18 protein-coding genes and 1 riboswitch are annotated in these 22,271 nt (G+C 35.1%); of the genes, 16 read left to right on the top strand and 2 right to left on the bottom strand.

Annotated elements, in window-relative coordinates; genetic code table 11:
• The first annotated feature begins 96 nt into the window (after positions 1–96).
• The 6 genes from htpG to UGRO018_RS00930 all read left to right on the top strand — a co-directional run bounded on the left by htpG (position 97) and on the right by UGRO018_RS00930 (position 5,735).
• Entirely contained in the window at positions 97–2,034 is a 1,938-nt protein-coding gene (gene htpG, locus UGRO018_RS00955) for a molecular chaperone HtpG (RefSeq protein WP_416324571.1), read from the top strand.
• 109 nt (positions 2,035–2,143) lie between these two features.
• Positions 2,144–2,755 carry an HAD family hydrolase gene (locus UGRO018_RS00950; RefSeq protein ID WP_416324570.1) on the top strand — a complete coding sequence of 204 codons (612 nt, stop codon included), beginning with the start codon at positions 2,144–2,146 and terminating at the stop codon, positions 2,753–2,755.
• Positions 2,749–4,104: a 23S rRNA (uracil(1939)-C(5))-methyltransferase RlmD gene (rlmD, locus tag UGRO018_RS00945; RefSeq protein ID WP_416324569.1), complete on the top strand. Its 1,356-nt coding sequence runs from the start codon at positions 2,749–2,751 to the stop codon at positions 4,102–4,104. The genes UGRO018_RS00950 and rlmD overlap by 7 nt, the downstream gene beginning before the upstream one ends.
• 300 nt (positions 4,105–4,404) lie before the next feature.
• Positions 4,405–4,794, top strand: a complete 390-nt coding sequence (locus UGRO018_RS00940; RefSeq protein WP_416324568.1) for an AlbA family DNA-binding domain-containing protein — start codon at positions 4,405–4,407, stop codon at positions 4,792–4,794.
• Positions 4,795–4,824: 30 nt separating this feature from the next.
• A complete protein-coding gene (locus UGRO018_RS00935; protein ID WP_416324567.1) occupies positions 4,825–5,202 on the top strand; it encodes a hypothetical protein in 378 nt (125 codons plus the stop codon).
• Positions 5,094–5,735 carry an ATP-binding protein gene (locus tag UGRO018_RS00930; RefSeq protein ID WP_416324640.1) on the top strand — a complete coding sequence of 214 codons (642 nt, stop codon included), beginning with the start codon at positions 5,094–5,096 and terminating at the stop codon, positions 5,733–5,735. The genes UGRO018_RS00935 and UGRO018_RS00930 overlap by 109 nt, the downstream gene beginning before the upstream one ends.
• A 339-nt stretch (positions 5,736–6,074) precedes the next feature.
• Here the strand turns inward: UGRO018_RS00930 and UGRO018_RS00925 are convergent, their stop codons facing one another.
• Positions 6,075–7,265 (bottom strand): cation:proton antiporter domain-containing protein, encoded by a 1,191-nt coding sequence (locus UGRO018_RS00925; protein ID WP_416324566.1) that lies wholly within the window; start codon positions 7,263–7,265, stop codon positions 6,075–6,077.
• Positions 7,266–7,311: 46 nt separating this feature from the next.
• Positions 7,312–7,385, bottom strand: a riboswitch (Fluoride riboswitch).
• A 127-nt stretch (positions 7,386–7,512) separates the two neighbouring features.
• On the opposite strand from UGRO018_RS00925, the gene UGRO018_RS00920 reads away from it, so the two are divergent.
• The 7 genes from UGRO018_RS00920 to UGRO018_RS00890 all read left to right on the top strand — a co-directional run bounded on the left by UGRO018_RS00920 (position 7,513) and on the right by UGRO018_RS00890 (position 17,563).
• Complete coding sequence (locus UGRO018_RS00920) at positions 7,513–7,950, top strand: pyridoxamine 5'-phosphate oxidase family protein (RefSeq protein ID WP_463667540.1); 438 nt, start codon at positions 7,513–7,515, stop codon at positions 7,948–7,950.
• 157 nt (positions 7,951–8,107) lie between these two features.
• A complete protein-coding gene (locus UGRO018_RS00915; RefSeq protein WP_416324565.1) occupies positions 8,108–9,262 on the top strand; it encodes a DUF349 domain-containing protein in 1,155 nt (384 codons plus the stop codon).
• A 67-nt stretch (positions 9,263–9,329) separates the two neighbouring features.
• Positions 9,330–9,743, top strand: a complete 414-nt coding sequence (locus UGRO018_RS00910) for a peptide deformylase (RefSeq protein ID WP_416324564.1) — start codon at positions 9,330–9,332, stop codon at positions 9,741–9,743.
• Between the two features lie 162 nt (positions 9,744–9,905).
• Positions 9,906–11,189: a diguanylate cyclase domain-containing protein gene (locus UGRO018_RS00905; RefSeq protein WP_416324563.1), complete on the top strand. Its 1,284-nt coding sequence runs from the start codon at positions 9,906–9,908 to the stop codon at positions 11,187–11,189.
• 231 nt (positions 11,190–11,420) lie between these two features.
• The gene (locus UGRO018_RS00900) at positions 11,421–13,640 is read left to right on the top strand and encodes a bifunctional diguanylate cyclase/phosphodiesterase (protein ID WP_416324562.1); all 2,220 of its coding nucleotides are present in this window, start codon (positions 11,421–11,423) and stop codon (positions 13,638–13,640) included.
• 288 nt (positions 13,641–13,928) lie between these two features.
• Positions 13,929–14,303, top strand: coding sequence for an Hpt domain-containing protein (locus UGRO018_RS00895; protein ID WP_416324561.1), 375 nt, complete (start codon positions 13,929–13,931; stop codon positions 14,301–14,303).
• Entirely contained in the window at positions 14,300–17,563 is a 3,264-nt protein-coding gene (locus UGRO018_RS00890; protein ID WP_416324560.1) for a response regulator, read from the top strand. The genes UGRO018_RS00895 and UGRO018_RS00890 overlap by 4 nt, the downstream gene beginning before the upstream one ends.
• Positions 17,564–17,609: 46 nt before the next feature.
• Here the strand turns inward: UGRO018_RS00890 and UGRO018_RS00885 are convergent, their stop codons facing one another.
• The gene (locus tag UGRO018_RS00885; protein ID WP_416324638.1) at positions 17,610–19,124 is read right to left on the bottom strand and encodes a 4Fe-4S dicluster domain-containing protein; all 1,515 of its coding nucleotides are present in this window, start codon (positions 19,122–19,124) and stop codon (positions 17,610–17,612) included.
• A 164-nt stretch (positions 19,125–19,288) separates the two neighbouring features.
• On the opposite strand from UGRO018_RS00885, the gene UGRO018_RS00880 reads away from it, so the two are divergent.
• From UGRO018_RS00880 to UGRO018_RS00870, 3 genes are read left to right on the top strand one after another with little or no spacing between them, the layout of a single operon-like run.
• The gene (locus UGRO018_RS00880) at positions 19,289–20,659 is read left to right on the top strand and encodes an aldehyde dehydrogenase (RefSeq protein ID WP_416324559.1); all 1,371 of its coding nucleotides are present in this window, start codon (positions 19,289–19,291) and stop codon (positions 20,657–20,659) included.
• A 1-nt stretch (position 20,660) separates the two neighbouring features.
• Positions 20,661–21,446 carry a polysaccharide deacetylase family protein gene (locus UGRO018_RS00875; RefSeq protein WP_416324558.1) on the top strand — a complete coding sequence of 262 codons (786 nt, stop codon included), beginning with the start codon at positions 20,661–20,663 and terminating at the stop codon, positions 21,444–21,446.
• Positions 21,446–22,249, top strand: a complete 804-nt coding sequence (locus tag UGRO018_RS00870; protein ID WP_416324557.1) for an acyltransferase domain-containing protein — start codon at positions 21,446–21,448, stop codon at positions 22,247–22,249. Before UGRO018_RS00875 ends, UGRO018_RS00870 begins: the two co-directional genes overlap by 1 nt.
• Positions 22,250–22,271: the final 22 nt, after the last annotated feature.

Here is a 22,271-nt window from a genome sequence, read left to right as displayed (position 1 = left end):
AGGAAAGATTTAGCACTAAAGTGTTGACAGTGCTAAAATATTGTCATATACTATTAGCAGACTTATTAGAAGAGTGCTAAACGGAGGTAAGATAACATGGCAAGAAAAAAACAATTTAAAGCAGAGTCAAAACGTCTTCTGGATTTAATGATCAATTCCATTTATACACATAAGGAAATCTTCTTACGTGAATTAATTTCCAATGCAAGTGATGCAATCGATAAATTATACTACCGCTCTCTAAGTGAAAACTTAAGTGATGTTGATCAGAATGCATTTAAGATTCATTTAGAGGTTGATAAAGAAAACCGTACGTTAACCATTAGTGATAACGGACAAGGTATGAATAAGGAAGAATTAGAAGAAAACCTTGGTACCATTGCGAAGAGTGGTTCTTTGGCTTTTAAACAAGAGCTAGAGGAAAAGGATGAAAAAGAAGATGCAGTAGATATCATCGGTCAATTTGGTGTTGGTTTCTATTCCGCTTTTATGGTCGCAAGTCGTGTCGATGTGGTATCTAAAAAATATGGTGAAGATACAGCTTATTTATGGAGCAGTGATGCCAGTGATGGTTATACGCTAGAAGAAACAACCAAGGATGAATGTGGTACGACCATTACGTTATATTTAAAAGAGAATACTGAGGATGAAAACTATGATGATTATCTTACTCAGTATGAAATTGAACGTTTGATCAAGAAATATTCAGATTATATCCGTTATCCAATCGAAATGTGGGTAGAGGAACAAAAACGTGTAGAAAGCGAATCTGAGGAAGAAGAAAAAACTGAAGATGTAAAATATGAAACTGTTAAGGAATTAAAGACACTAAACTCAATGATCCCTTTATGGAAGAAAAGTAAAAATGATATTACAAAAGAAGAGTATCATGATTTCTATAAGAGCAAATTCAATGATTACACTGACCCACAAAAGGTCGTACACTTTTCTGTAGAAGGTAATGTTAGCTTTACTGCCTTATTGTTTATCCCTGGTAAAGCACCAATGAATTATTATTCTCAGGATTACAAAAAGGGCCTACAATTATATAGTCGTGGAGTCTTCATCATGGATAATGCAGAAGAATTGATTCCTGAGCATTTCCGTTTTGTGAAAGGCCTGGTAGATTCTCAAGATTTGAACTTGAATATCTCACGTGAAATGCTTCAGCATGATCGCCAGCTAAAAGTAATCGCAAACCGTATTGAAAAGAAGATCAAATCAGAATTGTTGTTGATGTTGAAGAACGAACGTGAAGAATATGAAAAATTCTGGAATACCTTTGGTCTTCAAATTAAGTTTGGTGTATACAATAGCTTTGGTGCTAATAAAGATCTGTTACAGGATTTATTGTTATTCTATTCCAGTAAAGAAGAGAAGCTGATCACATTAGATGAATATATTGCACGCATGGAAGAAGGTCAAGAACATATCTACTTCATGAGTGGAGATAAGATTGAAAAGATCGACGCAATGCCAGCTGTACAAAAAGTGAAAGACAAAGGATATGAAATCCTGTATTTGACAGATAATGTGGATGAATTCGTATTACAGGTATTAGGCGAATTCAAAGAAAAGAAATTCAAGAACCTTTCACAAGGTGATCTAGACTTAGATAGTGAAGAGGAAAAGAAGGAAATTGAGAAGAAGGCAGAAGAAAACAAAGATATGTTAACTTCTTTGAAAGAAGCACTTGGTGAAAAGGTAAAAGAAGTAAAAGTATCAAGTCGTCTTGTAGATGATCCTGTTTGCTTGTCAAGTGATGAAGGTATGTCTTTTGAAATGGAGAAGGTATTAAGTGCAATGCCGGAAGGTAATCCATATGGTATGAAGGCTACCAGAATTTTGGAAATCAATCCAAATCATCCGATCTTTGAAGCATTATCTAAAGTTTATAGTGAAGATAAAGATGCAGTGAAAGAATATGCAGAGTTGCTATATGAACAAGCATTATTGATTGAAGGATTCCCAATCGATAATCCTGCAGAGTTCTCAAAGAAAATTTGTGCATTTATGGTAAAGGCTACTAAATAGTAAAAAAAGAAATACAAGTAGATATCATCGTTGATGAAGAAAGAAAAGTGAGAAATCACTTTTTTTTCTTTCTATATTCTAGTACAATGAACGTACGAGGTGTTAGATGATGATAAAAAATGTAATTTTTGATATCGGAAATGTTCTAATGACATTTGATCCTTATCACTATTATCAAACTGTTTTTGCGGATAAGGAAAGAACCAAACAAATTTGTCAACATATATTTACTCATGAAGCTTGGTTAAAATATGATCAAGGTATTTTATTTATAAAAGATCTTTATCAAATTTATCACAAGGAGTTTTGCGAATATCATTTAGAAATCGATGAAATCCTTTCAAATTGGATGAAGCTGATGCAACCAATCACGACTTCTTTTACCTGTATGAAGCAACTGAAAAACGAAGGATATCATATTTATATCTTATCCAACATCAGTAAGGATAGTGCGGATTATTTAAAGGCAACACAACCTTTTTTCTCTTGGTGTGATGGAGCAGTATTGTCTTATGAAGAAAAGCTATTGAAACCAGATCCACTTATTTATAAATGTTTATTTGAACGATATGATTTAATAGAAGAAGAATGTTTGTTTATTGATGATCGTTTGGAAAATATCAAAACCGCAAAACAATTAGGGATGAAGGGCATTTTATTGGATGATCCTCAAAAGTTAGCAAATTATTTGGAAGAAAGTTTGGAGAAGAAGGTATGTTAAAAGAAAAACAAAGGATCAAAGGAATCATACAAAGCATAGATGAAGATGGTAATGGAGTTTTGTATGTAGGTAAGGATAAGGTCTTGGTTCGTCATGTTTTTATGAAGGAAGAAGTATTGATAAGAGTGACCAAACGAATTCAAAAGGGATACATAGGAGATGTAGTGGAAATTATCAAAAAGGATAAAGCTAGAATTACACCGAAATGTCCTGTTTTTGAGAAATGTGGAAGTTGTCATCTTTTGTATTGTAATGCACAAGGGCAAGCGGAATATAAGAAAAACAAATTAATACAACTTTGTAAACAAGCAAACTTAAACTTAAAAGTGGAGGATATGCTGGTGATGAAAGATCCTTTTCATTATCGAAATAAGATGATCATAGGATTTCAAAGAGATAAAAATCGTAAAATTCAAGCAGGGTTTTATGAAGAGTTTTCTCATCGTATCATTCCTTATCAAAAGTGTTTATTACATCCAACAGTATGTGATGACATTATTTCCACTATCACAGAGTTAATGATCAAATTGCGTATCGAGCCCTATGAAGAGGATAAACGAAAAGGTTTATTACGCCATGTGTTATTACGTTATGGAAAAGTTAGCGGACAGGTGATGGTGGTACTTGTCATGAATCAAAGTGTATTTCCGGCAAGAAAAAATTTTGTGAATGCCTTGTTGAAGAAACATCCGCAGATTACAACGGTTGTTCAAAATGTAAATACCAGAAAAACCAGTGTAGTTTTGGGAGAACAAGAGCGTGTATTATATGGAAAGGGATATATTGAAGATGTATTGTGTGGATTGTCTTATCGTATATCATCTAAGTCTTTTTATCAGATTAACCATGAACAAACAGAAGTGTTATATCAAACAGGTATTCAAATGCTACAGCTTACAGGAAATGAGCGTGTTTTAGATGCTTATTGTGGCATTGGAACGATTGGTATGAGTCTTGCACATAAGGTGAAGCAGGTTTTGGGTGTGGAAATCAATAAGGATGCAGTGGCAGATGCGAAGTTGAATGCAGCGAATAATCATGTACATAATATCAAATTTATATGTGAAGATGCCTCCTCCTATATGAAAAAAGCGGCAGAGCGAAAAGAGCGTTTTGATGTTGTGATCATGGATCCGCCAAGAAGTGGTAGTACCGAGCAGTTTTTATCTGCTTTAATTTCTATGAAACCGAAACAAATTTTATATATCTCATGTAATCCTACGACTCAGATTCGTGATTTATTATATCTTAAGCGTTATGGCTATGAAGGTAGTACGATGCAAGGAGTGGATATGTTTCCTAATACCAATGCGATTGAGACAGTAGTACTTCTTTCTCACAAATCATAGGAAACTTCAATGTGAAGATGGAATTTTGGGAAGAAAGCCTCAACGTCAATGTTTGGTACTGGATATCAGTTCAATGGTGATGAGGGCATACTCGAGAGCTATCAGTTTGACTTAGCGTCGAAGCGAAGATTCAAGGATTTTTTATATCACTACTGAAGATTAAGTTTTATGCTATTTCTCAATGATTATGATTTCTGCAGGAAAAGTGAAGTCATAATTATGAAAGTGTCGGTATAAATGTCGGCATATAATTGATTTTTGACGGTATAATAGGTATGATACGAATTGAGGTGAAGTGAAATGTTAAAATATATTGAATCAGAAAGTTTAGAGCTGAAAGAAAAATATTCGAATACGATATGTAAAGAGATAGTATCGTTTTTGAATGCTTCTGGTGGAATAATTGTTATAGGTGTCAAAGATGATGGAATCATCGTTGGTGTTGAAAAAATTGATGAAACTTTTAAGAAAATATCTGATATTATTACAACACAAATTGAACCGAATCCACAGGATGAAGTAAATTCAGAACTTCGTTTTGAAGATGGAAAAACTCTGATTGTTATTAATGTATCAAAAGGTATCAAGCATATTTATTGTCAAAAGAAATATGGTTTTTCTTCTGCTGGATGTACGATTAGAGTCGGTACAACTTGTCGAGAAATGACACCAGAACAGATTCGTATTTGATATGAAAATAAATTTATTGATTCAGAGTATATGCTTAAAAAACGTTCAACTTTATCTAACTTATCATTTAAGGAATTAAAAATTTACTATAGTGAAAAAGATTATCATTTAGAAGATAAATCATTTGAAACAAACTTAAATTTGAAAAATCAAAATGGAGAATATAATCTTTTAGCTGAGTTATTGGCTGATAGAAATAATATTCCTTTGATATTTGTGAAGTTTAAGGGAAATGATAAAGCAGCAATTTCTGAAAGAAGTGATATGGATACCGATGTATCATTACTTCTTATGAAAAAATTAAAAATAGACTTCAGGCAGAGAACATCTGCATTTCTGATACAACAGTTCGGCCAAGAAAAGATACTTACTTATTTGACTATGACTGTGTTAATGAAGCAGTTTTAAACGCCCTTGTTCATAATGACTGGACAATTACAGAACCACAAATTTCAATGTTTGATAATCGATTGGAAATTTTATCTCATGGTGGTTTACCAAATGGTATGACGAAAAAACAATTCTTTGAAGGAATCAGTAAACCGAGAAATGCCACACTTATGCGTATTTTCTTAAATATGGGTCTTACTGAACATACGGGACATGGAATTCCAACCATTGTGAAAAAGTATGGTGAAGAAGTTTTTGAAATTGAAGATAACTATATTCGTTGTACAATTCCACTTGATAATAAAGTTTTGGACAAAATAAAAATTGAAAATGTCGGTTTGAGTGTCGGTTTAAATGTCGGTTTAAGCAAAACGGAAAAGAAAATAGTTTCATTACTGATAAAAAATCCAGATTATAATTCTAATGAATTGGCTATCGAAATCGGTGTAACCAAAAGAACGATAGAGCGTGCATTCATTTCTTTGCAAAATAAAAAGGTTATAGAAAGAATAGGCTCAAAACGTGATGGACATTGGATTGTAATAAAATGATTTTTCCAGTTGGTTATAAATATAGACTGAGGAAAGTTTACACGATAAAAGAAATAAGGCATTCGTTTTGAATGCGTAACCATCAACTTAAATTAATGGTTTAGGGAATTGGGTAGTTCCCAACAAGCAATTTTGGAAGTTTGGGTTTCCAAAATAAGCTGGAGAAGATAGAAAATCTTAACTAAAGAAGAATGTGGAATTCTAAACGGAAGATGTTTTGTAAAAATTATTAAAAAATGTGATACAACCAAGGTTAAATATAAATCTCATGAAATATTTATGCAGATACACAAGAAAAGGGATCTGTAACCCGAATAGTTAATTTTCTTTGACTATTCGTCACAATCCCTTTTTTATAGATGGCTGTAATAAACGTCGATAGGTGTGATCGATCAGAAAGGCGCCTAATGGAGCTGTGATAAGAATCGACAAAACAGCAACAGTTAAAACGATATTGCCAACAGATAATCCCATTGCAAGTGGCACACCACCGATTGCGGCTTGCACGGTTGCTTTCGGACAATAGCCAATCATACAAAAGAGTCTCTCTTTCTTTGTTAATTTGGTTTTGATCAAGCAAATACTAACGCCGATCATACGGAAGATCAGAACACCGAAAATTAATATAACCGCCATCAAGCCTGCACTTTGTACATAATGTAAGTCTACACTAGCACCAACTAATACAAATAATAAAATTTCCGCAACGACCCATAACTTATTGAATTTTGAAGACAGACGAACAGCAACGACTTCTCGTTTTCTTTGTAAAGCGATTCCCATGGTCATGATGGAAATCAAAGCCGCAAACGGTATATTTGAAAAATGATCTTCAAAGGTTACCAAAAGAAAGGCGATGCTTAATAAAATAACAACCTTGGAGGTATCTCTGATATGTATCTTTTCAAAATAACGAGCTAAGATATTGCCGATAAAATAACCAATCAAGCCACCTATGATGATTGAAATTGGAATATTGAGGAAGCTTATGATAGAAATAGAGTCGCCTTGTGCCAATCCGGTAAAAGCAGAAAACATAACAATGACAAAGACATCATCAACAGATGCTCCTGCCAATATGAGTTGTGGAATGCTTTTATCTACGCCATAACCCTCATCTATGAGTTTTAACATTTTCGGAACGATAACAGCAGGAGAAACAGCCGCCACAACTGCTCCCATGATAGCGGCATCCAACATCGATATTCCTAATAACTTTGGTGCCAATAATACCATACCAAGCATTTCCAAGCAGGCAGGAACAAAGCACATCAATACTGCGGGTCTACCTACTCTTTTTAGATCATTGAGATCTAAGGATAATCCCGCACGAATTAATATAATGATCAAGGCAATTCTTCTTAGATCTGAAGAAATCTGCAAAATGGAAACAGCGATCACATTCAAAAGATAAGGGCCTAATATCATCCCAGTTATCATCATTCCAAGCAAACTTGGCAACTTCCATTTTTGACATAACCAACCTGTAAACATTCCCATCATTAAAATATAGGCAATACTTAATAGCATTTCTATTTCCTCCTTTTCATAAAAAAGCTGATAAGTTCTGCATGAAAAATATGCAGAAGTCATCAGCTGTTTAGCGGTTTTAGTACTTAACTAAGGGAGAACTTCATTCCCAATAGTAAGTATATGGGGAGAAATCAGGTTTGTCAATAGTGAAGATTGAAGAAGATTTTTTTATGTTTCCGATTTTATTATTTATTTTTGGTATAATGGAAATAGAAAGAATTCAGAAGAAAAGGAGATTAAATGTATGATGAGAGATTGTGAAACAACGATTGGAAAATTGATCGATAAACAAAATGTAGCCTTTATAGGCTCTGTGGATCAAGATGGTTTTCCTAATATGAAGGCGATGTTACCACCACGAAAAAGAATTGGAATACATACTTTTTATTTTACGACAAATACCTCTTCTATGAGAGTGGCGCAATATCGAAGAGAATCGAAAGCTTGTATTTATTTTTGTGATAAACGTTTTTTTAGAGGAGTCATGTTGATAGGGCATGCGGAAGTCTTGGAAGATAAAGAAAGTAAAGAAATGATTTGGCGAGAAGGAGATACCATGTATTATCCAAAAGGAGTGGAGGATCCGGATTATTGTGTAATAAAAATCACAGTAACAAAAGGAAGATATTATTCTAATTTTAGTTCTGAAACATTTGATGTGCCACAAGATGCTACAGAATAGGTTTGGATATCTTTCTCGCATATCTTAATGAAAAGCGCTTTTGTATAAAAAAAATACAAAAAAAGTAGGAAAAAGAATGACTTTTTTGCGCATATGAGATACAATTTATACTGTTAATGGGTGGTAACTAGATATCACCTAATACTGGAGGAATATTATGTATAACGATCATGATGAAATGTATGAAGTAGACGACTTAGATGAAGATATCAAACGTAGAGAGGCTTTGATTGAAGAAGCAAAGCAAATCGATCCTGCATCTGACTGGAATGAAGTATTTCGTGAAATTTCAGATTTAAAAAGAAGATGGAAACAGATTCATTATTGGGAATCTGATTATGAAGATAAGTTGGCAGAAGAATTTGACAGCTATATTGATGTATTCTATCAAAAACGAAGAGAAGGTTATCAAAATGCTTCTACCTTGAAGCAAGAATTGATCGATCGTGCCATCGTGGTTGCGACATCCAATGAATGGAATAAGGCAACAGAAGAAATGAATGACCTCATGCAACAATGGAAGGCTGCTGGTTCTGCTGGTAAGGACACAGATGATGCTTTATGGGAAAAATTTAATGAAGCTAGACAAAAGTTCTTTGATCGTAAACATGATCATTGGGAAAATCTAAAGTCTAAGTTTGAAAATGCTCGAGTTGTTAAACAAGAATTGATTCAGAAGGCTGCTGCATTATGTGATTCTACGGAATGGCAGAAAACCAGTGAAGCATATCGTGAATTGATGGAACAATGGAAGGCTGTTGGAAGTGCCGGTAAAGAGCATGAAGATAAATTATGGCAACAATTTAATGATGCACGTCAAAAGTTTTATGATCGAAGAGGTGCATATTATGATGAGCTACATGAAGATCAAGATCAAAAATATGCTCAGAAAAAAGCCTTGGTGGATACAGCAAGAGAATTGACTGAACGAAAAGAATATACTAGAGAACATACTGAGCAAATGAAAAATCTAGGTGTAGAATGGAAAAAAATCGGTTCTTGTGGTAAAGAAAAAGAAGATCAGATTTGGAAAGAATTCCGTACTGTGATGGATCATTATTTTGAAGGATTGAAAGAATTCAATGAACAAAAACATGCACAATGGCGTCAAAGAATGCAAGAAATTCGTAGTCGTAAGCAAGAGATGATCGCAAATCAGAAACGTCAAATCAAACGTATGCAAGATGATATGGTAGGATTGCTTGGTCAAAGAGCCATTGATGAAATGGAAGAAAGCATTGCAGATAAAGAGGATTTTATCGCTCAATTAGAAGAAGAAATCGAAGACATAGATAAAAGACTGGAAAAATAAAGAAATGGATAACGTACCATAGCTTGCATAGCATGGTACGTTTGTAATTTTAAAAGAGGAAACGATCATGATCAAAGAAATAGTAAAAGATGCTTTCTTTCTGTCCCAAAAGTCCAAGGATGCAGAAAAAGAGGATCAACAAGTGATAGAAGATTTATTGGATACCATCAAAGCACATGCAAATCATTGTGTAGGGATGGCAGCTAATATGATTGGCGTACAGAAACGCATTATTGTCATTTATGATGAAAAAGGATATCTTCCTATGGTAAATCCAATGATCATCAAACATTCAAAGGAAACCTATGATACCAAAGAGGGATGTTTATGTCATGAAGGGGAGAAACCAACCAAACGATATGAAAAAATCAAGGTACGATATCTTGATCAAAATTTCAAGATAAAGATAAGAACTTTTACCGGATTTCAAGCACAGATCATCCAACATGAAATGGACCATTGTGAAGGTATTTTAATATAACAGCTTAAAAAAATCACAGACTGATAGCCTTTTTTCGAAAAGGAACGGTCTTTTTTTACGTGAATTTCATTTTTCTTCCTTTTTTAAAATGAAATGTTTTACATCGCATTTTTGGTGTGATAAAATAGCCTTGGTATATACCATAAAAAAGGAAGTGTCAACATGTTCAAGAAAAGGCGCTTAACGGCAAATTTAATGTTTTTATCTATCATTCCTCTCTTGGTTTTTGGCTTGTTCGTGACATTGATCAGTTCGCTTGTGATTTATAAGACTCTAAGTCAAGAGGTAGAGCATGGCTTGAATGTTTTGGTACATGCTACCTATGAGAATTATGAGTTAAGGTATCCAGGAGAATTTAAAGTTGAAAATGGTCATTTGTATAAAGGTAATGCTGATATTGAGGATATGATCGAGGCAATCGATGATATAAAGGCGATGTCAGGTACAGATGCTACGATCTTTATCGGAACAAATCGCTATTTGACAACGATATTAAAAGATGATGGTACTCGTGCTGTTGACACCAAGGCAGCAGATGAGGTAATCGAAACGGTATTGAATCAAGGAAAAGAATATTTTTCCGATCATGTGTTAGTTAATGGAAATAAATACTTCGGTTACTATATGCCATTGCGTAATGCGAAGCAAGAGGTCATAGGGATGCTGTTTGTAGGAAAACCAAGTGTTGATGTCTTGGCTAGTATTGAAAATAATATCTTACTCGTATGTATTGTAGCGCTACTTGTGATGGTAATATCAGTTGGTATTGCTATGTATTATAGTAAAAAAATCATCATTGCGTTAAATAAATTCAAAGAGTATTTAAGAGATACAGCAAATGGGGACCTAACTGCACAAATCGATCCTTGTTTGTTAGAACGAGAAGATGAAATAGGAGAAATGGGGAAGTTTGCTGTTATGTTACAGGAATCCCTTTGTGATCTGGTAGGAAAAGATTCCTTAACGGGTTTACATAATCGCCAAAGCTGTAATGTTGTGTTACAAAGCTTAATGGAAAAAAGTAATCATGAACATACTACCTTTGCTATAGCGATGGGGGATGTAGATTTATTCAAACATATCAATGATACCTATGGACATCAAGCAGGGGATCATGTTTTAAAACAGTTGTCCAATCTCATAAAAGAGCATATGGAACATCAAGGCTTTGTGTTTCGTTGGGGAGGGGAAGAGTTCTTATTGATTTATGAAGATAGCAATAAGGAACAAGCACATGAACAATTGAAACAATTACAAGAATTGATCAAACAAACAGAAATAACTTGGAATCATCAACCGATTTCTATATCCGTGACCTTTGGTGTTACGGATTCCGGCTGTGAAAAAGATATGGAAACGCTGATTCATCATGCAGATACCTATTTATATATTGGAAAAAAAGAAGGAAGAAACTGTATCATACTTGAACATGCTGAGGAAGAATGATGAAGATAAGACAAAGATGTAAACAAAGAAAAAATGAAAAAAGTCATATAAATGATATAAATAGCTTTCTCTTTCGTATTAAGGTATGATATCCTAATATAGGATACCTTATTCATGAAATAAGGTTTTGTTAGATATGTAATGAAATGAAAAAATGTAAAAGTGTTAATTGCCTTTACATAAGTTACAAGGTAACATAATGTAAAATGTGACATAAAAGGAGGTCAGCATATGAAGAAACATGGGAAACTGATCAAAAGAGTGATCCTTACAAGTATCAGTCTGCTGTTATTTATATGTGGTGCCATCTTTTATGTTTCCTCTCTTAAAGTAACCTTGCTTGATGAATTGAAAACAAATCTTTCGCAGACCGCAGACTCTACAGGAAAAATCATTGAGGAAAATGTAAAAAGCGAAATTCACACCATTTCCTCTATTGCGGCAATGTTGGAAAATACGGATAGTGCTGATGTTGCTGTGTTGGTGGCACAACTTACCCATGTATTAAAGGAAACAAAATTTTTACGTTTAGGTGTTGCTGATTTAAACGGAAATTGTTATACTACCGACGATCAATCCTTTGATGTATCCACAAGAGATTATTATCAAGCATCGTTAAAAGGAAAAGCAGTGTTTTCAAAAACATTTCAAGATGTGATAGGAAAAAAAGACATCAATGTATTTTCTTCACCAATCTATCATAATGGTGTAATTACCAATGTGTTATTTGCATCGATCGAAACCGAACAATTATCTGAAAAGCTTTTGATCGAAACCTATGATGATTATGGTTTTAGTGAGGTCATCAATGAAGATGGCGATATCATCATTCAATCCTCGAGTCCAAGTAAGAAACAACAATTGGATAGCATTGCTCAATTAGAATTTTTAGATGGCTTTCAAGTTTCCAATATCAAAGAAAATGAGGAAGGTGTTGCAGAATTCATCACACCGAATGGAGAACATCGCTATCTTGCTTATCATCGTCTTGATATCAATGATTGGTATATCGTATCCATTGTCCCTAGCAGTATTGTGAGTGGTAAGATCAACCATTTTCTTACCATGGCAATGATTACATGGTTTATTTTGGCTTTTATATTTGCAGCGATTCTATTGTATATTTATATCGTTCGCACAAAGGCTGATAAAAAGATGGAAGAACTTGTGTTTTTTGATGATGTAACAAATCATTATAATTATAATCGATTCCGTGTGAAAACACAGAAGGTTTTGGATCATCATCTGGGAAAAGAATATTCGCTCATTGAAATGGATATAAAGGACTTTAAGCTATTCAATGAATTTTATGGCTATCAGGGTGGAGATCATTTGTTAAAAACCATAATGGATGTTTGTGATGCATCCTGTAGCAAAACAGAAGCTTGTTCACGTATTACTGCGGATCGCTTTATATTATTGCTTCATACAAGAAAAGAAAAAGATATCATTCATAGGATGAATCAGATGATTCAAACAATTGAAAAACAGTTATCCTCTAGCTTTCATATGTTTAATCTTACTTATAAAATAGGAATTTATCTCATTGAAGAAAATGATACAGAATTCAGTAAATGTCATGATCGTTGTGCTTATGCGAAAAAACAGATCAATGATACTGCTGAAAGTTTTAGTTTCTTCTCGAAAGATATGTATCAAAATCAATTGAGCGATAAGAAAATGGAAAGCTTGATGGAGGCTGCATTACAACATCAAGAGTTTGAAGTATACCTTCAACCAAAAGTGACCCTTGTCGATCAGAAAATTCATGCAGCGGAGGCATTGGTACGTTGGAATTCACCTGTATATGGTTTGATTCCGCCCGGAAATTTTATACCGTTGTTTGAGCGTAATGGATTCTTAGAACGCTTAGATAAATATATGGTATGCCAAGTATGTAAAATTTTAGAGAAATGGAAGAAAGAACAGCGTGATCCTATCATCATATCAGTCAATCTTTCTAGAGTGTATTTGTTTAAACCGGACTTTGTGGATCGTTTGATTCAAACCGTTGAACAATTTGATGTCGATACATCCAATATTGAATTTGAGATTACAGAAAGTGTCATTTTTGATCGAAGTGAGGAACTGCAAAGTATCATTAAAAAGTTGAAAAGACATGGATTTAGCATCGCTATGGATGATTTCGGAAGTGGCTATTCTTCCTTAAATATGTTAAAGGATATTCCAATTGATGTTATGAAACTAGATCAAGAATTCTTCCGTTATGGCTCTGGCAACATGGAGCGTAGTAAGAAAATTATAGAGAGTGTGATCCTGCTAGCGAAAGGTCTACAAATTCATACCGTGGCAGAAGGTGTAGAACAAAAAAGTGAAGTTGACTTTTTAAAGAATGTTGGTTGTGATGAAATTCAAGGATTTTATTATGCGAAACCTTTGCCGTTACAAGAATTTATCGCTTTTTATGAAACCTTTTCTTCTAGTAAATAACAAGCATACGTGTAAAAAGCATATGTTTGAATAAAGAATCAAAAAAACGTTGATCAAAGATGTTCAGCGTTTTTTTGATTTCCACTTTTTGATGGTTTGAAAAGTCGACAAGGCAAGCATAGGACTTAACCTTATTTCTATGTGATGAATATTTAAAAGTCTATAAAAACTATACAATAAAAGAAAAAGAATTCCATGCATATAGCGTAAATCATTTCTATTGTTTTCTTCCCCTCAATCTAAAAAACTGATATAATAAAACGAGATAAAAGAAAGAAGGTATACGATATGGCGCAAGAGATTCTAGATCAGCTCTTACAAGATGGAATTGATTTTAGAGAGTTGAGTCAACGCATGATGGGGAATGTGCACCTAGCAAAGAAGTTTCTAATTAAATTTTTGGATGATCAAACTTTAACGGAATTAAAACGAAGCTTTGAAGCAAACGATAAAGAGGCTATGTTATTGGCGGTGCATACCTTAAAGGGAGTCAGTGGTAATCTCAGTTTTATCAAATTATATGATGTATGTTCTCAAATGGTTAAGGATTTGAGGGAAAATAAGGATACTGATCTTGAAAAAGAGTATCAACAAATTTGTGAGATACATCAAGTTTTGATCAATGCGATTCAAACATATATCTTGGATGATGATTTTTTATGAGCATAAACAAACAAGAGGTTCGGCAGTTTACAGCCCATATTTTGCATACCTTTTTTGAAGAAAATGATATCGAACCTTTGATTCAAGCTATGGATGAAAATATCCTATGGTTTGGTTCGGGAAAAGATCAAGTGGCAGTCGGTAAGGAAGCGGTTGCGAAATATTTTATTGAAGGGAAAGAAGATTTATCACCTTGTATATTAAGTGAAGAGCATTATGATGTGATGCTGTTGAATGATGAGGATGCCATTTGCCAAGGCTGTAGCTTTATGGATACTCATACACAAGAGCATATTATCATTCATGAGTATCAACGAATCACACTGGTACTTCATAAAGAGGAAGACTGTTTTAAAATCAAACACATGCATCATTCTATCGCTTATGATGGAATGAAGGATGAACGTCTGTTTCCTGTACAATATGGAAAACAACAATATGAATATTTACAACAGGAACTAAAACAACGTGAAAATCAAATCGAACTGATGTTATCGCAACTACCTGGAGGAACAACCATTTGTAAGCTTGATGAATATTTAACTGCAAAATGGATCTCTCAACGTGGTTGTGAGATCATAGGGTTTCATAATGAACGTGAATTTATGGAATACACCAAAGGTCATACTGCAAGTATGATTTATGAAGATGATCTTGCGATGATTCAAAAAGAGCTTCATCAGGGAATTCATGAAAAAAGAAATTTTATGTTTGAATATCGTTTGATCAAGCCAAATGGACATATGATTTGGATGTTAAATATCGGAAAAGTACTGAAAAATGCACAAGGGGAGGATGAATTATATTGCTTTATCAGTGATATCACAGAACGTAAAGAAAAAGAATTGCAATATGAAAAAGCGAATCTTGATAGTAAACGTCAAGCAGCGTTTATGTTGGAATTATTTCATACATTGCCATGTGGGATCATTCAATTTTCCGTAGATGAAAGTCATAAGATTTTGATGACGAATCGATATGCATGGGAGATTTATGGGTATGAAGAGGAAGAATACCATCAAACAATCAAAAGTCCTCTTCAACTTGTATTGGACGAAGATATGGAACATATTCTTTCATTATTAGATAGCATGGAATTAGGTGGCGATTTGATCACTTATGAAAGAAAAGCAAAGCGAAAAAACGGGAAAGAGTTATGGATTTCTGTTTTGATGAAGCGATTACTGAATATGGATGGAATCGATGTCATTCAGGCCATCTTTACTGATATCACAGAAGAAAAGAGAATGCGTCTTGAAATGGAGAAGAGTCATCAGTTGGAAATGAAGTCTCTTCGTACAGCATTAGATATTGCATATCCTACCATCTATAACCTTAACCTTACGCAAAATACTTATACCTTATTACGAAATGAAATAGAACATCGACAACAAGAAGTTGGTAATTTTGATGAAATGTATAAAGAAGTATTGCCGAAAGTACATGCAGATCATGTTTCTGATTTTGTGAAATGTTTTGAACGAAGTCATATGAGAAATCGTCTAGAGTCAAATGAAAAGGAAATTTATTTAGAATATCAACAGTTGGAAGCTGATGGACGTTATCACTGGCGTTCTACTCATGTGATTCATGTAGAAGACCCTTATCAAGAACATCATCTAGCCATCATGCTTGTGAAAAACATGGATGAACAAAAAAGAGAACAGGATCGACAAGAACAATTGTTAAGGGATGCGTTGGCACGTGCCAATGCGGCCAATGATGCGAAAAGCAATTTCTTATCTAGGATGAGTCATGATATTCGTACACCAATGAATGCGATTATTGGTATGGCAACCATTGGACAGATGAAACTTGACGAAAAAGAAAGTGTAAAAAACTGTTTTGAAAAGATAGATGCTTCCAGTCACTATTTATTGGCGTTATTGAATGATATTTTAGATATGTCAAAAATAGAACAAGGAAAAATGAGCATGAATCATGAAGCCTTTCAGCTTATGGATGTGTTACAGGAAATCAATAGCATTCTTGTGCCACAGGTTGAAGCTAAGAATATTCATTATGAAATGCAAATCATAGAACCGATGGAACATGATTTTATCGGAGATGCACTACATTTAAGACAAATCTTAATGAATTTATTAAGCAATGCATTGAAGTTTACGCCTGAACATGGATCCATCATTGTTAAAATACAGGATGATCATCATAGTAATCATCATGCCTATATAAAATTCTCTGTCAAAGATGATGGTATTGGAATTTCTAAAGCATTTCAAGATAAATTATTCCAACCTTTTGAGCAGGAAGAAAATGATACTGCCAGAAACAAGATCGGTAGTGGTTTGGGATTATCGATCGTCTATAATCTAGTTGTATTGATGGGTGGAAGTATTGATGTGATCAGTGAAAAAGGTAAAGGCAGTGAGTTTATTGTAATGCTACCTTTGAAATTGGTTCATGAAGATAAAAAACAAGAAGAAATTCGTCGTAAGAAGGAATTATTGAAAGGCATGAGTGTTCTTATTGTAGATGATGATGAGATCGTAGGCCAACAAGCAAGTATGATCATGGAAAACATCGGTGCAACTTGTTTATGGGTGGATTCAGGATTTAAGGCAGTAGAAGAAGTCAGAAATCGGATCAAAGGCACTATGTTTGATATTGCGATGATTGATTGGAAGATGCCCGGTATGGATGGACTGGAAACTACCAGACAAATTCGTAAGTTGGTAGGACCTGATACCATGATTATCATTATATCAGCGTTTGATTGGAGCAATATTCAAAAGGATGCAATTGCAGCTGGTGCCAATGGATTTATTACAAAACCATTGTTTAAGGATAACATCTGTTCTACGTTAAATGCAGTACGTTCTCAAATAGAACATCAACCATCTTTGAAACAACAATGCCATTTAGGTAAGAAAATCCTCTTGGTAGAGGATAATGAACTGAATATGGAAATCGCCAAAGAGTTATTGGAAACAGTTGGCTTTCAAGTTGATACAGCTGTCAATGGTGCGATATCCGTCGATATGTTGAAACAACATGATGAAGAAGAATATATCGCAGTATTGATGGATATTCGTATGCCAATCATGGATGGTTTGACCGCAACCAAAGCAATCCGAGCTTTACCGGGAAAAAAAGGGAAGATTTCGATTATCGCAATGAGTGCGAATGCCTTTGAAGAAGATAAGAAAAAGGCAAAGGAAGCAGGAATGAATGGATATTTAGTGAAACCTGTACGTCTGGAAGAAATCCTTCGGGAGCTAGATAAAATCGAAGAAGAATAAATAAAGCGAATCTAGGACATTTCTCTCCTATATTCGCTTTTTTAGTTTATTCTTTTGTGATAAGTTCAAGATTGTCTAAATAATCACTTTCAAAAGCAAGCTTTTTCTCAGCATCATTGGTATACTTCTTCACCAATGCGCTTGATTTAATTACCGGTTGAAGGGTTCCTGCACCGGCAACACATCCACCAGGACAAGCCATTCCTTCTAATAGATAGCCATTACGTTTACCGGCCTTTGCCATCATCAGCATCGTACGGCAATTTTTCAAACCTTCTGCGCTATCGATCAAAACTTCAGTATCCGGATGTTCTTTTTGGATACATTGTTTCACTGCATTAGCGACACCACCACTGATTGCAAAGCCTCGTCCATTTGCAGTACCTTCTTCAAATGGATCATCTACAACAGCTTGGGCAAGGTCAATACCTTTTGCTTCAAACATTCCCATAACCTCTTCAAAGGTTAGCACAAAATCGATATCACTTCTCACGCTCTTGCGACTTGCTTCTAGTTTTTTAGCGGCACAAGGACCAATGAAAACGACCTTTGCATCAGGTTTGGTTTTCTTGATCAATCGACCGGTTAATACCATTGGAGTCAATGCCATAGAAATATATGGTTTGAAATCAGGAAATAGTTTTTTTGCCATAACGGACCATGCAGGACAACAACTGGTTGCCATGAAGGGCTGTTCTCCAGGCACTTTACTTAAAAAGTCTTCCGCTTCTTCTACCGTACATAAATCAGCGCCAATCGCTACTTCAACAACATCCGCAAATCCAAGCTCTTTTAAGGCACCTTTTACTTTTTCCGGTGTAACACCGGCTCCGAATTGACCTACAAAGGCAGGAGCTATTGCGGCAATCACTTCTTTACCATCCTTCATTGCATGAATTGTTTGAAAGATCTGTCCTTTATCCACAATGGCACCAAATGGACAATTGACAAGACACATACCACAAGATACACACTTGTCATAATCAATTTCGGCACGCCCAAATTCATCGGAACCGATAGCATCCATCCCACAGCTTCTCGCACAAGGTCGTTCTAGTTTATTGATGGCACCATATGGACAAACATCCTTACAACGTCCACATTTGATACATTTTTCTTGATCTATAAATGATTTTCCGTTTACGATACGAATCGCATCTTTCGGACATACTTCTTTACAAGGATGTGCAAGACAGCCTTGACAAGTATCAGTAACCACAACCTGATTATCAGGACAGGCATTGCAAGCAAATTTGATAATGTTGATCAATGGATCATCATAGTATTTTTCTGCTATGGCACTTTCTTCAATACCATCGGATAATGGGGCATGTTCATCCATTCTACGTAAAGGAAGTCCGATACCTAAACGAAGACGTTCCCCAACGATCGCTCTTTCTAGAAAAATAGAATCACGATACGTTGCACGCTCTCCCGGTAATATCTTATACGGCAATTGTTCGATCTTTGTCGCATAGTCACCGCTTTCATATGCAAGACGGGCAATCTCTGTAAAAACCTTTCTACGAATATCTGTAACAGAACTGTAAATACCTCTCATACTCATTGTGTATCACCTCGCATTCATTATACTGTAAATTGAGCGATTTGTAATTAGAAAAATATAATTTGTGTAAGTTTTCACGAAGTAATCATTGATTAAGATTCCCTGTTTTTGATAAATAATGCTATACTAATGGTAGAGGTTTTATGGAGGTGTATCCTATGGAAATAAAGGAACTGGTTTCACAACAGCGAAATTTTTACAAACGACATCTTAGCAAAGATGTCGGATATCGTAAGATGGCGCTACGTACCTTACGAGATGCCATCAGAAGACATGTAGAGGATATCGAACAGGCACTGTATTTGGATTTACATAAATCACCAAGTGAAAGTTATATGAGTGAGATCGGTATGGTGTTAAGTGAATTGACCTTTCAGTTACGTCATATTGATCAATGGAGCAAACCAAAACGTTGCCATACTCCGCTTGCACAATTTTATGCGACAAGCTATCGTGTACCGCAGCCATATGGAGTTGTACTTGTTATGGCACCATGGAATTATCCTTTTCAGCTTTGTATGGAGCCACTTATTGGCGCTCTTGCTGCTGGCAATACGGTGATTTTAAAACCGAGTGCTTATGCACCGCACATTTCTTCGATCATTCATATCATCATTGAAGAATGTTTTGAACCGCATTATGTTGCGGTCGTAGAAGGTGGTAGAAAAGAAAATACAGAGCTGTTAGAACAACGTTTTGATTATATCTTTTTTACCGGAGGTGTCGAGGTTGGAAAGCAGGTCATGGAAAAAGCAAGTCGCTATCTTACCCCGGTAAGTTTGGAATTAGGTGGTAAAAGTCCATGTATCATAGAAGAAAGTGCGGATTTAAAACTAGCCGCAAAACGCATTGTATTTGGTAAATTTTTAAATGCCGGTCAAACGTGTGTGGCACCGGATTATGTATTGATTCAGCGTTCCTTAAAAAATGATTTTTTATGTTATCTCAAACAAGCCATACAGGTCGGCTATGGTGATCGACCAATCAAACATCCCGATTATCCTTGTATCATCAATGATAAGCATTTTGAACGCTTATGTTCCTTGATGAAGGAAGGCACGATTTGTATCGGCGGTGAAGTTTGTAAAGAAACTAGGCAAATAGAACCTACTGTCATTGATGGTGTAGAAACTCATTTTCGTATCATGCAAGAAGAAATTTTCGGACCACTTCTTCCGATATTGGTCTATGATGAATTAGATGATGTTATTGATTATATCGAATCAAAAGAGCATCCTCTTGCTTTATATCTATTCACAAGCAATCCAAAAGTAGAAAAACGGATTCTAAATGAATGTAGCTTTGGTGGGGGCTGTATCAATGATACGATCATTCATCTTGCCAGTAGCCATATGGGATTTGGCGGTGTAGGACAAAGTGGTATGGGAAGTTATCACGGTTATGATTCCTTTTTGACTTTCTCTCATCAAAGAAGCATTGTCAAAAAAGCACAATGGATGGATCTACCATTTCGATATCCACCTTATAAGAAAACAAAGGATGCCATCATTCGGCTGTTTATGAAATAATATGAAACACAAAAGACTATATATATATTTGACTGCTTGTATCTTCTTCTTATATGGGATACAGATAGTATACAGCAAATCACGACCAAGAACTACGTTGCCCATTCTAGGCTTTCATCATATCGCCCCGGATGCAGAAGCAGAGGCAAATTTCCCTCATAATATGTGGGTCACAAAGCTATCTACCTTTGAAGAAGAAATGAAATATCTTTATGAACAAGGATATCATACGCTGACATTAGATGAGGTATATGCATGGCGAATGGGACATCTGTCTTTACCTGAAAAAAGTGTAGTGATCACCTTTGATGATGGCTTTTTATCCTCCATTCATTATGCTCAACCCATTTTAGAAAAATATGGCTTTCATGGAAGTGTATTTGCGATTGCCTCAAGTATCAAAGAGCATGGTCCTTATGATGCTACCATACGCCAACATGCCTCCTTATCTGATATCAATGCAAGCAGTTTGGAGTTTTATTCCCACACCTATGATCTACATCATAAGGATAAAGGCTTTCGAATAGATCAAATGAAAAAAGCACAACTTGAAGCGGATATTGAAAAAAGTAATCAGTTGGTATCTAGTGAATATCTGGCATACCCTTATGGACATGCGAATGATACACTGATCGAAGTATTGAAACAGAAAGGTACCAAACTTGCCTTTGGATTTAATGAAAATAAAAAAGCATCCATAAAAGATGATCCTTATCGCTTGCCTAGATTTTGTGTAAATCGATATACGACATTAGAGGTGTTTCAAGCAATGTTGGAGGGATCTTAATGGATATAGAAACTTTAGCTTATGAGATCGGTTTAGAAAAGGAAGCGATGATACAAGCGATACAATATCCTTTTACAGAGGAAATGAAACAAACCGCATATGCGTTACGCTTTGAAGCGTCTCGATTTCTTGCATATTGTAAAGCACAAAACCAGTTTCGGATGTTTTCCCTTCGTATGTTTTTAGAATTGGCAGTACAATGTTTTGAGGAATATCAAAAGCGCAACATCAGCAAAAAGATATTTATTGATACCTTTCGTGATATCACGCTTTGGAACGATCATTGTAAAAAACATTATCAAGAGTGGGGAATTGATGAAGTCTGTTGGCTTAGATTTCATGTTTGCCTAGAAGTATTTCGTCTGGGTAGACTGGCGTTTCAGGAAATAAGGCTACATGAGGATATCAGCTCATACCAGTTGTATCGTGGGGAACACGTCATTGAAGTTCATGTTGCGCAAGGAGAGCCTTTAAACATATCAGCTTGTATGGATTCCTTTGCCTTAGCGATGGATTTCTATCAAAAAGAGCATGCCATATTTTGGGGAGAAAGCTGGCTGCTTCATCCTGCATTAAAAACCATGGTATCCCCTCATTCTAATCTATACCAATTCCAAGATATCTTTACTGTTTATGCCGTAGATGAAACAAGTCATCAAGGAGAAGAAAGAGTTTTTGGTTTTGTAGATGAGAATGTAGATGCTTATCCTGAAGATACGAGCTTACAAAGAAAGCTGAAGGCTTACTTGAAACAACATGGAAGCTTTGGTATGGGAAAAGGTATTTATGACCGTTATCGTTAACGGTTTTTTTTCACCTCCTTTC

Source organism: Hoskinsella mucinilytica (genome assembly GCF_045223415.1).
In the GTDB taxonomy this organism is placed as follows: domain Bacteria; phylum Bacillota_I; class Bacilli_A; order Erysipelotrichales; family Erysipelotrichaceae; genus Hoskinsella; species Hoskinsella mucinilytica.
This window is presented reverse-complemented; position numbering and strand designations above follow the sequence as displayed.